This is a genomic window from Anaerolineales bacterium (genome assembly GCA_025808555.1).
Taxonomy (GTDB): domain Bacteria; phylum Chloroflexota; class Anaerolineae; order Anaerolineales; family UBA11579; genus JAMCZK01.
Map to the genome: position 1 here is coordinate 1,962,862 of CP075526.1, position 13,245 is coordinate 1,976,106.

General features: G+C 60.9%; 12 protein-coding genes. 6 read left to right on the forward strand and 6 right to left on the reverse strand.

Features of this window, described 5'->3' with window-relative positions:
- From KIT08_09815 to KIT08_09835, 5 genes are all read right to left on the reverse strand, one after another.
- Positions 1–636 carry a hypothetical protein gene (locus KIT08_09815; protein UYN89381.1) on the reverse strand — a complete coding sequence of 212 codons (636 nt, stop codon included), beginning with the start codon at positions 634–636 and terminating at the stop codon, positions 1–3.
- The gene (locus KIT08_09820) at positions 629–1,891 is read right to left on the reverse strand and encodes a hypothetical protein (GenBank protein ID UYN89382.1); all 1,263 of its coding nucleotides are present in this window, start codon (positions 1,889–1,891) and stop codon (positions 629–631) included. Before KIT08_09820 ends, KIT08_09815 begins: the two co-directional genes overlap by 8 nt.
- Before the next feature lie 2 nt (positions 1,892–1,893).
- Positions 1,894–2,280, reverse strand: coding sequence for a DUF2089 domain-containing protein (locus KIT08_09825; GenBank protein UYN89383.1), 387 nt, complete (start codon positions 2,278–2,280; stop codon positions 1,894–1,896).
- Positions 2,281–2,287: 7 nt separating this feature from the next.
- A complete protein-coding gene (locus KIT08_09830) occupies positions 2,288–2,557 on the reverse strand; it encodes a hypothetical protein (protein ID UYN89384.1) in 270 nt (89 codons plus the stop codon).
- Between the two features lie 786 nt (positions 2,558–3,343).
- Positions 3,344–4,273 (reverse strand): hypothetical protein, encoded by a 930-nt coding sequence (locus KIT08_09835; GenBank protein ID UYN89385.1) that lies wholly within the window; start codon positions 4,271–4,273, stop codon positions 3,344–3,346.
- Positions 4,274–4,415: 142 nt separating this feature from the next.
- Between KIT08_09835 and trxB the strand changes: the two genes are divergently transcribed.
- The 3 genes from trxB (at position 4,416) to KIT08_09850 (ending at position 7,755) form a co-directional block, all read left to right on the forward strand.
- The gene (trxB, locus tag KIT08_09840; protein ID UYN89386.1) at positions 4,416–5,369 is read left to right on the forward strand and encodes a thioredoxin-disulfide reductase; all 954 of its coding nucleotides are present in this window, start codon (positions 4,416–4,418) and stop codon (positions 5,367–5,369) included.
- 151 nt (positions 5,370–5,520) lie between these two features.
- A complete protein-coding gene (gene mdh, locus KIT08_09845) occupies positions 5,521–6,447 on the forward strand; it encodes a malate dehydrogenase (protein ID UYN89387.1) in 927 nt (308 codons plus the stop codon).
- 18 nt (positions 6,448–6,465) lie between these two features.
- Entirely contained in the window at positions 6,466–7,755 is a 1,290-nt protein-coding gene (locus tag KIT08_09850; protein UYN89388.1) for a citrate synthase, read from the forward strand.
- A gap of 64 nt (positions 7,756–7,819) precedes the next feature.
- Here KIT08_09850 and KIT08_09855 read toward each other — a convergent pair whose 3' ends face one another.
- On the reverse strand, positions 7,820–8,995 hold the full coding sequence (locus KIT08_09855) for a LysM peptidoglycan-binding domain-containing protein (protein UYN89389.1): 1,176 nt from the start codon (positions 8,993–8,995) through the stop codon (positions 7,820–7,822).
- Between the two features lie 131 nt (positions 8,996–9,126).
- Between KIT08_09855 and hemW the strand changes: the two genes are divergently transcribed.
- The 3 genes from hemW to KIT08_09870 all read left to right on the forward strand — a co-directional run bounded on the left by hemW (position 9,127) and on the right by KIT08_09870 (position 13,205).
- Positions 9,127–10,314, forward strand: coding sequence for a radical SAM family heme chaperone HemW (hemW, locus tag KIT08_09860; GenBank protein ID UYN89390.1), 1,188 nt, complete (start codon positions 9,127–9,129; stop codon positions 10,312–10,314).
- Positions 10,315–10,335: 21 nt separating this feature from the next.
- The gene (locus KIT08_09865) at positions 10,336–12,888 is read left to right on the forward strand and encodes a DUF87 domain-containing protein (protein UYN89391.1); all 2,553 of its coding nucleotides are present in this window, start codon (positions 10,336–10,338) and stop codon (positions 12,886–12,888) included.
- A gap of 128 nt (positions 12,889–13,016) precedes the next feature.
- Positions 13,017–13,205 carry a DUF1328 domain-containing protein gene (locus KIT08_09870; GenBank protein ID UYN89392.1) on the forward strand — a complete coding sequence of 63 codons (189 nt, stop codon included), beginning with the start codon at positions 13,017–13,019 and terminating at the stop codon, positions 13,203–13,205.
- The last annotated feature ends 40 nt before the right edge of the window (positions 13,206–13,245 follow it).

Sequence of the window (13,245 nt, forward strand, 5' to 3'; positions counted from 1 at the left end):
TTAGCCCTCGTTTCCGTTTGATTTCTTGTCATCCCGGTTGATCACCAGCCATGCATCCCCGCGTTTGGCGAAGCGCTCAATAATGCTCAGCGGCAGGGGCAGGCTGATGAATACGTTGCGGTTGCCCTCTTTGCGTGAGCGCACGTTCAGCTGCATCCAATCGCCATTGCGGGCGGCCCAGCCAAGCGCCAGGGCCGCCAGGCCCACCGCGAACGGAAACCATAGACAAAAGAACCCGAAGGTCAGCCCGCTGCGCTGCAGGATCATGCCCATCCACAGGGCCGCCAACAGGGTGACGGATAGGCCGGCGATGAACAGGAAGCTGCCCATGACGCTGTTGCGCTTGATAGGCGTGAAGCTGACGAAGTCGTCCGCTTCTGCATCCTGCTGCCGGCTCTCGCCGCGGCTCTGTTGGCGGCCGCGGTTTTTGCCGCCAGCCTGCTTGAGCAGTTCCTCGGCCGCATCGTCTGCGCTAAGGGTGCCGGCTTCCACCTGCTCCAGGATGCTCATGCGAGTGGGCGGAGCCGGGCGGGGAATATCCATCAGGCCGGAGAGCATTTTCTCGGCATCCGCCGGGCTGATCTCGCCGCGCTCCAGCTTTTGCAGAATTTCCATCCGTTCGCGTGAATTAGGCATCGCGGTCCTCGGGCAGGTCAGGGGCCTGCGGGGCTACCGGCGGGGTGGGCGGTGTTGGCGGCGTAGGCGGTGTTGGCGGCGTGGGCGGTGTCGGTGCAACCGGGGCAGCAGGCTGGCGGCCTTCGATCGTGTTCAGCAGCATCTCGGCCTGCGCCACGCTGATCTTGTTGTCCTGCACCATTTGCAGGATCATCATGCGTTCCTGCTCGCTGATCGGCGCAGCTTTCTTCGGCTGCACGATCACTGGGCCGCGGGCATTGCGCACCACCACCCGGCTGTTGATGCGGCGCTGCGCTTCATCAATGCGGCGCTGGGCGCGGCGTGCAGCCCGGTCGGTGGTGTTGCGCAGGCGGTTCTGCAGATCGCGCAGTTGCTGGTTCACATTCTCCATCTGAGCATCGATCTGGGCGCTGACCTGGTCAGTGATCTCGCCAGCCAGGCCGGCGTTGACTTCGATCATGTCCAGATCCAGGTCAAGATCAATATCCAGGTCTTCAAGGCCATCCTCGCCGCCGCGGCTGCGGAAATCCACAAGGCCGATGGCCTTCAGGTGAATTGCACGGCCGCCATCACCCAGGGTGAATTGATGGCTTTCGGCCTGGATGTGGTTTTTGCCGCTGGGGGTGTTCAGATGAATGCTGTTGCCGGCGCTTTCCAGTTGCACATCGGCATCACCCGAGTCGGATAGCTTGCAGAATACGTTGCCGCCAGCCTCCACGTGCACATCGCCGCTGTCAGAGTCCAGGCGCAGGTCGGCGTTGCCGTCTACGTTGGCGGTCACATCGCCTTCGATGTTGCGCAGCGAGAGATTGCCATGCACCGAGCTAACCCGCAGGTCGCCATCCACATTCCGTACGGTGGTATTGCCAGAAACCTCGTCTGCGCTCAGGCTGCCCTCAATGTTGCGGGCTGTCAGATCGCCGGAGACATTGTCTACTTTGGTGTCGCCGGTGCTGCGCAGGGTCAGCGAGCCGGAGACGTTGTTGATGTATACGGTGCTCTCCAGGTTCTGGATGTAAACGTCACGCGTCACATCCTCCACCGTCAGCGTGCTGCCGCTGGGGACGCGGATCACACAGTCATTGGTGGCGCTTAGGGTCACGCTGTCCGGCGTGCTGTTGACCTGAACATCCTGCTCGCTGCGCACATCAATGCGTACCCGCTCTTCATCCCAGCCGCGCACCTGCAGGGAGCCCTGCACGCTTTCGACGGTGATCATCGGGGAGTCGTTGCTGCCAAGTTCCATCCGTGCCATAGCTAGTTTCCTTCTTCCTCTTGAATTAGGCGTAATGCCTCTTCATAGCTGATCTTGCCGCGTTCCAGGTCATCCACAATCCGTTTGCGTTCGTCCTCGCTGAGCCCGGCGAACTCATCTTCACCCGGCTCAAAGCCGAGGGCGCGGATGACTTCCATCAGGCGGTTGCGGATGGTGGGGTAGGAGAGACTGAGATCGGCCTCCATGCGGGTGATCTTGCCCTCATTGCGCACGAACAGCTCAACGAAGGCGAGTTGCTCTTCGCTGAGCTGGCTGAAGGGAGCGCTGGCGAAGCGCCCCTGCAGGGTCGTGTCGCACTCGCGGCAGCGCAAGCTGGTCAGGACCAGCTTGCCGCTGCACACGGGGCAAGCATTCGGTGCGTGGTGCATGGCCGTCTTAGCTGGCCACGCCGCCGTTGGCGGCCTGCATGGCGCTGCCGTGCGGCAGCTGCACCGGGGTGGTGGGGCGGGCCAGCTTGCGGGGCTTGATCCACGCACCCAGCGAGAACAGGGCGGCGGCAGCCTCGCTGCGCAGCTGGTCTACCACGCTGCTGGCGACGACGTAGTGCTGGCCCTCGGCCAGGGTGTGACCCTGAGCCTGCTGGGCGGCGATACGTGCGGCCTCGCCGGCGGGGGTGTGACTGGTGCTATGAAAATTGCTATACATGATGCCTCCTAAAACCTAAAACGAACCTTATAAATCCTTATTTTTGCTTGCTCAATCATGCAGAAGTATACAGAATTATTTGAATTTGTCAAGCATTTTGCTTAGAAATACTTAAACTGGCCTAAAGATCCTTCAAAAATGCCTTTTAACAACGTATTTTTGCGTAAGTCTAGTGCTCGAGGGAGCATGTAGGGGCGTACGCGCCCATGCAGCGTAGCATGCTGCGTCCGCATCCATACCCATGTGCATCCAGAGCGCAGCGTGGGATCCTTGCTACGCGTATCAATCGCACGCGCTGCATAGAAGACATGCCAGCAAAGTTCCATCGCTGGCCCGGCCTCTGCGACCGGGTGTTGGCTTATCCACCCGCTCAGGATGAACGCGGCCGTAGGGGCGGGTTTCAAACCCGCCCTCCATGCGAAAAGGTTCGCGCAGCAAACACGGCTGCCTTGACGCCAAGTCCCAATCTGCTCGCATCCGTCAAAACTGCGCTATACCCACCGCATGAAAAAGACCATGAATCCCATACTCGCCGCCCGCTGGGCTGCCAACTCGCGCAAGCTAGCCACCTTTACCAGCCATCTAGGTCGGAGCGATAGTGCAGGTTAAAAGAATTAAAACAATTAATACATTAAGTACATTTACCGTAAGGGTCGGCTAGCTCACCGCCACAGATCAAGGCAAATGTTTTAACTTCAGATGCAAACTTGGGGGCACACACAAATGAACATGATGATGATTAAAAGTTTTCCGCCCATCGCTGCCATGGGCGCAACCCGGCACGGATCAGCGGATGGTGGCGGGATGGCCGTTGGCGGTCACCTGGTCGCCGGCGGTAAAAGGCTTGCGCAGTACCGCCAACGCCATCGGCCCGTGGGCGGGCGAGACCGCCGCCGAGCTGACCTGGCCGATGGTACGGCCATCCAGGCTGACGCTCTCGCCCGCCGTCAGCGGCTGCTGGCTGCTGAGCTGGGCCAGGGCGCGGGTGACCTTGTCATAGGTCACCTGGCGGGCCAGCACTTCCTGCCCGGTGTAGCAGCCCTTGGTATCGGATACATAGCGGCCCAGCCCGATCTCAAAGGGCGTATATGCGTCGGTGAATTCTGGTGCGCCGGGGCGGCCGGCCTCGATGCGCAGCAGCTCACGTGTCTCAAGATCCAGTTCGGGCAACGAGGCCCACTCGGTGGGCAGGGACAGCCCATCCGGCAGCAGCAGGCGCAGGCAGCCTTCGTCTTGGATGGCATAGAGGGTGTGCTCCTGCCAAGTGGCGGTGACCACCTCGTCCAGTGTGCTCGGCTGGCTTGCGAAGCCAAGGCTGGCCAATGCGCCGCTCACTTGCGGCCCGTAAAGCTCGATCTGGGTCCAGGCCGCGCTGGCGTCTTCGATGGTCACCTGATCGTTGAAGAAAAGGTGGCGCTTGAAATAGGCGGCCAACCCCGGCGCATGGCCGGGCTGGGTGAGCAGCAGAATATGTTCATCCTGCTGCAAGAGGGTGAAGACTTCCAGAATGCGGGCGCTGGGGTTGGTCAGCACGCTGGGCACGGCGCGCTGCGGGCTGAGCAGGCCGACATCGTTGGTGGTCTGGCGCTGCAAGTAGTCTACGCGGGTGGCGCCACTCAGGCGCAGCACGCCCGGCTGCGTCACGCGGTGCCAGGCCGCGGTCTGGGTGGCGGCCTGGTAGCTGGTAGTGGTGGCAGCAGGGGCGGGCGTGCTCATCAAGTGATTTTACCTGCCTGGAGCAGTGTCATTCCGAACCGAGCGATAGCGAGGGAGGAATCCTTTAGGTCAAAGAAAGGGATGATGAACAAGCCTTGTATAATCCATGTAATCTTTCCAAACCTCACAACATCTATACATTATGGAAGCCACACAGACTGACAAACAACTCCCTCAAGAGCACGTCAAAGTGCTCATTCTCGGTTCCGGCCCAGCCGGGCTGGCCGCGGCCCTTTACACCGCCCGCGCCCAGCTGCAGCCGGTAGTCCTGGCCGGCCAGGACTACGGCGGCCAGGTCTCCCTCACCCACACGGTTGAAAACTATCCGGGCTTTCCGGATGCAGTAGGCGGCCCTGAGCTAACCGAGCTGTTCCGCAAGCAGGCCGAGCATTTTGGTGCCAAGACCGTCTTTGATACCGCCGTCAAGGTGGACCTGAGCCAGCGCCCCTTCAAAGTCACTACCTACGCCACCGAATACCTGGCCGAGACGCTCATTATCGGCACCGGGGCTACCCCGCGCCATTTGCAGGTGCCGGGTGAGGTTGAGTTCACAGGTCGCGGCGTCTCGTATTGCGGCACTTGTGACGGCTTCTTCTTTAAAGACAAAGACATTGTGGTTGTCGGCGGCGGTGACAGCGCCATGGAAGAGGGCGCCTTCCTGACCCGCTTCGCCAACAACGTCACCGTCATTCACCGCCGGGATGATTTCCGCGCCGGTGAACTCCTGCTGCAGCGCGCCAAGGACAACCCCAAGATGAAATTCCTCACCAATACGGTGGTGAACAAGATCGAGGGCAACGGCACGGTGCAAACGGTCGAGCTGGAGAATGTGGAAACCGGCGAGAAGTTGCCCTTCACCACCGATGGCGTGTTCATTTTCATCGGCCATACGCCGAACACGCAGTTGTTCCAAGGCCAGCTGGAAATGGACGCGGGCGGCTACCTGGTAGCCAACCGCTACATGGAAACCAGCGTGCCCGGCGTCTTTGCCGCCGGCGAAGTGGCCGACCCGCACTTTCGCCAGGTGATCACCTCGGCTGGCATGGGCGCCGCCGCCGGCATCCAGGCCACCCGCTTCCTGGAGGCCAACGAATAAGCAGGCTGGCGCTGCACAGATGCACAAGGTACAAGCGTCCTCAAATTTTGAGGACGCTTGTGTTGCTGGGTATCGATAAGCCTGGATAGGGGCGGTGATATAATCGCCCCGTTGTATCAAAAAACATTATTCCCTCTAAGCGGAGAAGTGAATGTCGCACAAGATCACCATCGTAGGCGCGGGCATGACCGGAGCCACCGCCGCCCACTGGCTCGCCGAGCGTGAGCTGGCCCAGCTTGCACTAATTGACGTCGTCGAGGGCATGCCGCAGGGCAAAGCCCTCGATTTGTTCCAGGCCATGCCGGTCATCGGCAAGGATGTCAAGATCGAAGGCAGCAACGACTATGCCGCCAGCGAAGGTTCTGACATTGTGGTCATCACTGCTGGTCTGCCGCGTAAGCCGGGCATGAGCCGCGACGACCTGCTGGCCACCAATGCCGACATCGTCAAGAAAGCCACTGAAGAGACCCTCAAGCGTTCCCCCAACGCCATCTACATCATCCTCACCAACCCGCTGGATGCCATGTGCTACGTGGCAATGAAGGCCGGCGGTCTGCCGCGCGAGCGCGTGATCGGCCAGGCCGGCATCCTCGACTCGGCCCGCATGCGCGCCTTTGTAGCCATGGAGCTGGGCGTGAGCGTGGAGAACATCTTCTGCTACGTGCTGGGCGGCCACGGCGACAGCATGGTGCCGCTCACCCGCCACTCCAACGTGGCCGGTGTGCCGCTCAACGAGACCATGCCAGCGGACCGCTTGGCGGCCATCGTCGACCGCACTCGCAAGGGCGGCGGCGAGATCGTGGCCCTGCTGAAGCAGGGCAGCGCCTTCTACGCACCCTCGGTGGCGGTTGCCCAAATGGCCGAGGCCATTTTGAAGGACAAGCAACTGATTGCCCCGTGCGCAGTATGGATGAACGGCGAGTACGGGCTGAAAGACATCTTCTTTGGCGTACCGGCCCAGCTTGGCCGCAAGGGCCTGGAGAAGGTGATCGAGTACACCTTGAACGACGAAGAGAAAGCAATGCTGGATAACTCTGCCGCTGAAGTGCGTGAGCTGACCGCCGCACTGAAGCTGTAAACACGGATCGGAGCAGGCATGGCAAAAGACACGCTAAGCATCAAAGATAACCGCACCGGGCAGGAGTACGAACTGCCGATCTGGGAAGGCACGATCAAAGCCATTGACCTGCGCCAGATTAAAACCGGCCCTGAGGACTTCGGTCTGATGACGTACGACCCGGCCTTCATGAACACAGCCAGCACCAAGAGCGAGATCACCTACCTGGATGGCGACAACGGTATCCTGCGTTATCGCGGCTACCCGATCGAGCAACTGGCCGAAAAGTGCACATATTTGGAAGTGGCGTATCTCATCCTGTACGGCGAACTGCCCAACAAGGACCAGCTGGCCCAGTGGGTGCACGATATTACGCACCACACCATCATCCACGAGAACATCAAGCACTTCATGCAGAACTTCCGCTACGACGCCCACCCGATGGGCATGTTCATCGCCACCGTAGCGGCGCTTTCCACCTTCTATCCTGAAGCCAACCAGATCAACGACACCAGCGTGCGCACCATCCAGATCCAGCGGTTGATCGCCAAGGTGCCCACCATCGCGGCGTTCTCGTACCGCCACAGCCGCGGGTTGCCGTTCATTTACCCTGACAACAACCTGAGCTACCCGGGCAACTTCTTGAGCATGATGTTCAAGATGATGGAGCAGAACTACGAGCCCAACCCGGTCCTGGAGCGCGCGCTGGACGTGCTGTTCATTCTGCACGCAGACCATGAACAGAACTGCAGCACGAATGCAATGCGCGCCATCGGCTCCAGCAAGGTGGACCCGTACTCCGCCATGGCCGGCGCGGCAGCGGCCCTGTACGGCCCGCTGCACGGCGGCGCCAACGAGGCTGTGCTGCGCATGCTGAGCCAGATCGGCGACGTCAAGAACATTCCCAGCTTTGTTGAAAAAGTGAAGAAGGGCGAAGGCCGCCTGATGGGTTTCGGCCACCGCGTCTACAAGAACTATGACCCGCGCGCCAAGATCATCAAACAGGTAGCCGAGGACGTCTTCAAGGTGACCGGCCGCAATGCGCTTCTGGACATCGCCGTCGAGCTGGAGCAGATCGCCCTGAGCGATGAGTATTTCATCTCGCGCAAGCTCTATCCCAATGTGGACTTCTACTCGGGCATCATCTACCAGGCCATGGGCCTGCCGGTGGCGTTCTTCCCGGTGATGTTCGCCATCCCACGCACCGTGGGATGGCTGGCACAGTGGCAGGAGATGCTGTTGGACGATGAGCAGAAGATTGCCCGCCCGCGCCAGGTCTACCTGGGCGAGGATCAACGCGACTTTGTGCCGATGAACAAGCGCAAATAAGCTGCCCAGACTACAAAGATAAAAAAAGCCCGCTCATTGAGCGGGCTTTTTTGTTTTGATGTGACTACGGAGTAGGCGTTGACTGGGCCGGAGCACCGCTGCCGTTCCAGGTGAAGGTGCGCACCAGGCTTGCCGGGCCACCTTGGATGTAGACGGGCAGGCCGTCTGCATCCACGCCGATCTGCGCCACGGTGACCACGTACCAGCGGAAGATATGCGGGCGGCCATCGGTGGGGCGGAAGGAGGTGGGTACCGAGAAAGTGGTGTCTTTCACTTCGTCAGTGATATGCAGGTTGCGGCCGCTGGTCACATCCACAATGGTGACCTGATAGTACTCGTTGTTGCGCAGCGCGCCCACGGAAGCCCACTGCAGCGCAATGGTGTCGCTGCTGGAGGTGAAGGCGTCGCCGTCCACCGGGAGCAGCAGCTCAGGGGCCGGATAAGGCGGGGCTACGGTGGGGGTCACCGTGGAGACGCCCACAAAAGTACGCATGCACAGCGGGATGGCAAGGCGCTGGCCTTCAAAGGTGCCGTCTGAGGTCAGGTTGTTCCAGCTCATGATGGCTTCCATCGGCACGCCGTAGGTGACCGCGATCAGGCTGAGCGATTCGCCAGCCTGCACCACATAGCTCTGCACATCGCAGGCGGCAATGGTGGCTTCCATCTCGCCCAGGGTGGCGGTGGCTTGCGGCGTGGCGGTGAAGGTAGGCTGGGGGATGAGCAGCGCCTGGCCGATGAACAGGCTGCAATTCGCATCCAGCGAGTTTTGTAAAATGATCGAGGCAGCGCTGACGTTGAAGGCAAAGCCAATGCCACCGCAAGTATCGTTCTGCTGCACTGTATAAGCCAGGGGAGTGTAGGTAGGCTCAGGGGTGGAGGTGGCAGTGGGCGTCTCCGGCGTTTCGGTAGCCGTGACGGTAGGCGTAGCGGTGGCGGTGCCCTCGACTTCAGGCGCCAAGAGGCGCCCGGTCTGTGAGAGGGCGGCGTAGGCTACGCCACTGCCGACCAGGAGCAGGAGCACCAGCAAGCCGATGGCGATCGGCAGGCTGAGGCGCAGCTCAGGCAGGCTGGTGCGGCCGCCGATGGGTGCGTCTGCCTTGGCGGCCTTTTTAGTAATAGGCGTGCTACCAGCCACGAACTGGTGACCGCACACCAGGCAGCGGGGCGCATTCTCACTGACGCGGGTGCCACAGCTGGGGCAAATTTTGGTGGGGGTGGAGCGAGGTTTGTCGGTTGCCATAAACTCGGGCGATTATATCAAGGGGTGGGTTGACCGAATGAATAATGGATGAGTAGCGAAGATGGCAGCGAACAGGCGCATAAGGATACAAATCGCTGCTTTCAAAATGCGCACTGGTTATACTGTTTGTGATGCAGCCCACCAGCTTGTATTTGCACATTCCCTTTTGCCGCCACCGGTGTGGCTATTGTGATTTCAATACCTATGCAGGCCTGGATAACCTCATCCCGGCGTACACGGATGCGCTGATCGCTGAGGCGTATTGGCTGGCCAGGGAGGCGGGCGAGCGGCTGCCGGTGCACACGATCTTTCTGGGCGGCGGCACGCCTTCGCTGCTGCCGCTGGAAGCGATGCAGCGCCTGTTACAGGCGCTGCAAGACGCCTATGATGTCGCCGCGGATGCCGAGATCTCGCTGGAAGCTAACCCCGGCACGCTCAGCCCGGAGTACCTGGCTGGCCTGCGGGCAGCGGGCTTCAACCGCATCAGCCTGGGCGTGCAGTCGGCCAGCCCGCACGAGCTGTTGGTACTGGAGCGCGAGCACGACTTTGTGGATGTGGTCAATTCGGTCAAGTGGGCGCGGCAAGCCGGTTTCGACAACCTGAACCTGGACTGGATCTTTGGCCTGCCCGGGCAGAGCCTGGCCAGCTGGCAGCGCAACCTGGAGCTGGCGACCAGCCTGGCGCCTGAGCACCTCTCGCTGTATGCGTTGAGCATTGAGCACGGCACGCCGTTCAGGGAACTGGATGCACGCGGCCTGCTGGCCCTGCCGGATGGGGATGCAGCCGCTGAGATGTATGAGCTGGCTGACCGCATGCTCGCGGACGCCGGTTTCGTGCAGTACGAGATCTCCAACTGGGCAAAATTGGGCGGCGATGGGCAGCCGCGGGTTTGCCGCCATAACTTGCAATACTGGCGCAATTTGCCTTACGCAGGGTTGGGGGCAGGGGCGCATGGCTTTTTGGCCGGCCACCGCACGGCCAATGTGCTGGCCCCGGCGGCTTACATCAAGCGCATGCGCGAAGCCGCGGCGCAGCCGCCGGCCTTGGAGTACCCGCGCACGCCGGTGACGGCCAGCGCCGAACGCGTGGACGCCCGGCGAGAGATGGGCGAGACGATGATGATGGGCCTGCGCCTGGTGCGCGAGGGCGTATCGCAGGCGGGCTTTGCCGAACGCTTTGGCAGCACGCTGGAGCAGACGTATGGGCGCAGCATTTCTGTGCTGCAGCGGCGCGGTCTGCTGGAAACCGCGTCGGGCGCACTGCGTCTGACGCACCAAGGCCGCCTGCTAGGCAACCAGGTTTTTATGGAGTTTGTCTGAGGCCGATGTTATTATTCGCTTATGGCAAAGAAAGCAACCAAGAAAACGTCTACTAAAAAAGCGGCAACCAAAAAGACTGCGCCCAGCAAGACCAAGGCTGCAGATGTGCTGAATACCAAGGGCAAGTTCTACCTTGGTAAAGTCCACGATCTAAAGAAGAACCAAACCACCGACGAAGCGGTGCTTTACGACCCGGCTGACCTGACCACGCACGGTGTGGTCTTCGGCATGACCGGCTCTGGCAAGACCGGCTTGTGCATCGGTATTCTGGAAGAGGCTGCGCTGCAGGGCATCCCAGCGTTGATGATCGACCCCAAAGGTGACATCACCAACCTACTGCTGCACTTCCCCAATCTGCAGCCGGCGGATTTTGAGCCCTGGATCAACCCTGACGAAGCCAAGCGGGCCGGGCAGGACGTGCAAACGGCCGCGGCGGCTACCGCCCAGCTGTGGAGCAAAGGCCTGGCTGACTGGGGCATTGGGCCGGAGCGCATTCAGGCCCTGACGGACTCGGCTGAGTTTGCGGTGTACACGCCGGGCTCAGATGCTGGTTACCCGGTCAGCATCCTGGCTTCGCTGCAGGCACCGCAAGAGGACTGGAACGAGCACCGCGAAGCCATCCGCGAGCGGATCGCTTCGACTGCCACGGCCATCCTGGGCCTGGTGGGCTTTGATGATGTAGACCCGGTGAAATCCCGCGAGCATATCCTGCTGGCGAATTTGTTCGAGCAAGCCTGGGCGGCCGGGCGCGATCTGAGCCTGGGCGACCTGATCCGCCAGGTGCAGAACCCTCCCCTCAGCAAGCTGGGCGTGCTGGATCTGGACCAGTTCTTCCCGGCCAAAGACCGCGGTGCGCTGGCGCTGCGCTTGAACAATATTCTGGCCGCGCCCAGCTTCCAGACCTGGCTGGAGGGCACGCCGCTGGAGATCGAGAAGCTGCTGTTCACCAAGGACGGCAAGCCGCGCCACAGCATCTTCCTGCTCTCGCATCTTTCGGATGCGGAGCGTATGTTCTTCATTACGCTGCTGTACTCGGCAGTGGAAACCTGGATGCGCAACCAGCGCGGCACCGGCTCGCTGCGCGCTCTGGTGTACTTCGACGAGATCCACGGCTATCTGCCGCCGGTGAAAGAGCCGCCCAGCAAGGCGCCGATGCTGCGCATGCTGAAGCAGGCGCGCGCCTTTGGCGTGGGGCAGTTGCTGGCCACGCAAAATCCGGTGGATGTCGACTACAAGGCGCTCTCCAACGCAGGCTCGTGGTTCATTGGCAAGCTGCAAACCGACCGCGACAAGGAGCGCCTGCTGGATGGGTTGGAGGGCGCAGCCCCCGGCGCGTTCAAGCGCTCTGACTACGACAAGCAGATCTCCGCGCTGGATAAGCGCGTGTTCCTGCTCCACAATGTGCATGAGAAGCAGCCCGTCATCTTCTATACTCGATGGGCCATGAACTATTTGGCTGGCCCGCTGACGCGCAGCCAGATCCCTGCGCTCAACAAGCTGGCCTCAGGCGCCGCTCCGGCGGCCAAGGCTGGCAAGCCGTCATCATCTTCAAAAGAGGAGCCGCAAATGAATTCACAAACTGGCGCCCTGGGCCACCGGCCTATCGTCCCCTCTGGTGTGCAAGAGCTGTTCATGCCCGCCGCGCTGGGCCTGGAGGCGGCGGCGCAGCTCAGCCGCCGCAGCCTGCCGGCGGATGCCAAGCGCATCGGCCTGGCGTACCACCCAGCCCTTCTGGCGCAGGCGCAAGTGCGCATTCTGCAGCGCAAGTACAACCTCGACCTGGAAACCTACAAAGCCGCCCTGGTGACGGATGTGCCGGCGCGCAACCTGCGCTGGGAAGATTTTGAGCATGACCCGGTGGAGGAGCGCAGCCTAGAGGGCCGCCCGCAGGACGATGAAGCTGTATATGCTGACCTGAGCGGGACTCTCGCCGACGGTGCGCAGCTCAAGATCATGGAGCGCGATTTCGCCGACTGGGTGTACCGGGCCAGCGAAGTGCAGGTGTGGGCCAATGACGAGCTGAAGTTATATGCCGGGCCGGAATTGACCCGCGAGGAATTTGCGGCGTTGTGCGCGCAGGAAGCGCAGAGCAAGAGCAACCAGGAAGTTGACAAGGCCAAGCAAAAGTTCGAGACCCAGATCAAGAACCTGCAGAAGAAGCTGGAAAAAGAGCGCCGCGACCTGGGCCAGGATGAGCAGAAGGCCAACCAGCGAAATATAGAGGCGATGGGCACGCATCTGGAGAATGTCATTGGCCTGTTTGCCGGCAGAAGCCGGCGCCTGACCACCTCGCTGACCAAGCATCGCATGTCCAGCGAGGCGAAGGCCCGCGTGGAAGACAGCAAGGCCACCATCACCAGCCTGGAGAAGGAGATGGAAGCGATGGGGGATGAAGTGCAGCAGGCGCTGGAAGCAATTGATGCGCGTTGGGATGCGGTAGCTGACAAGATCAGCCAGATCCCGATCGCGGCGGCGCGCAAAGATATCTATGTCAGCACCTTTGGCGTGGTGTGGCTGCCGTATCACCGCGTCAGCGTGGGCGGGCGTGAGGTCGAGATCCCTGCCTACGAGTAGGGAATAGTAATTTTCTTAGAGAAAAGTTAAAGGCACTGGCGAAAGCCAGTGCCTTTCGTTTATGTCAGTGATACATCCCGTGGGAAGCCGTTGTCGGTGGTAACAATCCACTACCAACGGAGGTAATCATGTTAACTTGGGCACTCACTTTTCTTGTCATCGCCATCATTGCCGGTTTGTTGGGCTTCCGTGGCGTTGAAGTGACGGCGGCCAACATTGCGCAGTTGATCTTCACCATCTTTGTGGTGTTGCTGATCATCTCGCTGCTGTTCGGCCGTGTGCTGTTTGAGGTTTCGTACGTGCCAATGTTGGCGTAAACAACAACATTGCCGTCCATTAAAAAAGAGCGCCCCGAAC

Bases quoted from the DNA above. Each gene is read 5' to 3' on its own strand.
- KIT08_09835 (UYN89385.1), bottom strand. From the start codon at position 4,273: ATGAGCACGCCCGCCCCTGCTGCCACCACTACCAGCTACCAGGCCGCC.
- KIT08_09870 (UYN89392.1), top strand. From the start codon at position 13,017: ATGTTAACTTGGGCACTCACTTTTCTTGTCATCGCCATCATTGCCGGT.
- KIT08_09865 (UYN89391.1), top strand. From the start codon at position 10,336: ATGGCAAAGAAAGCAACCAAGAAAACGTCTACTAAAAAAGCGGCAACC.
- KIT08_09815 (UYN89381.1), bottom strand. From the start codon at position 636: ATGCCTAATTCACGCGAACGGATGGAAATTCTGCAAAAGCTGGAGCGC.
- hemW (UYN89390.1), top strand. From the start codon at position 9,127: ATGCAGCCCACCAGCTTGTATTTGCACATTCCCTTTTGCCGCCACCGG.
- KIT08_09855 (UYN89389.1), bottom strand. From the start codon at position 8,995: ATGGCAACCGACAAACCTCGCTCCACCCCCACCAAAATTTGCCCCAGC.
- trxB (UYN89386.1), top strand. From the start codon at position 4,416: ATGGAAGCCACACAGACTGACAAACAACTCCCTCAAGAGCACGTCAAA.
- mdh (UYN89387.1), top strand. From the start codon at position 5,521: ATGTCGCACAAGATCACCATCGTAGGCGCGGGCATGACCGGAGCCACC.
- KIT08_09850 (UYN89388.1), top strand. From the start codon at position 6,466: ATGGCAAAAGACACGCTAAGCATCAAAGATAACCGCACCGGGCAGGAG.
- KIT08_09830 (UYN89384.1), bottom strand. From the start codon at position 2,557: ATGTATAGCAATTTTCATAGCACCAGTCACACCCCCGCCGGCGAGGCC.
- KIT08_09820 (UYN89382.1), bottom strand. From the start codon at position 1,891: ATGGCACGGATGGAACTTGGCAGCAACGACTCCCCGATGATCACCGTC.
- KIT08_09825 (UYN89383.1), bottom strand. From the start codon at position 2,280: ATGCACCACGCACCGAATGCTTGCCCCGTGTGCAGCGGCAAGCTGGTC.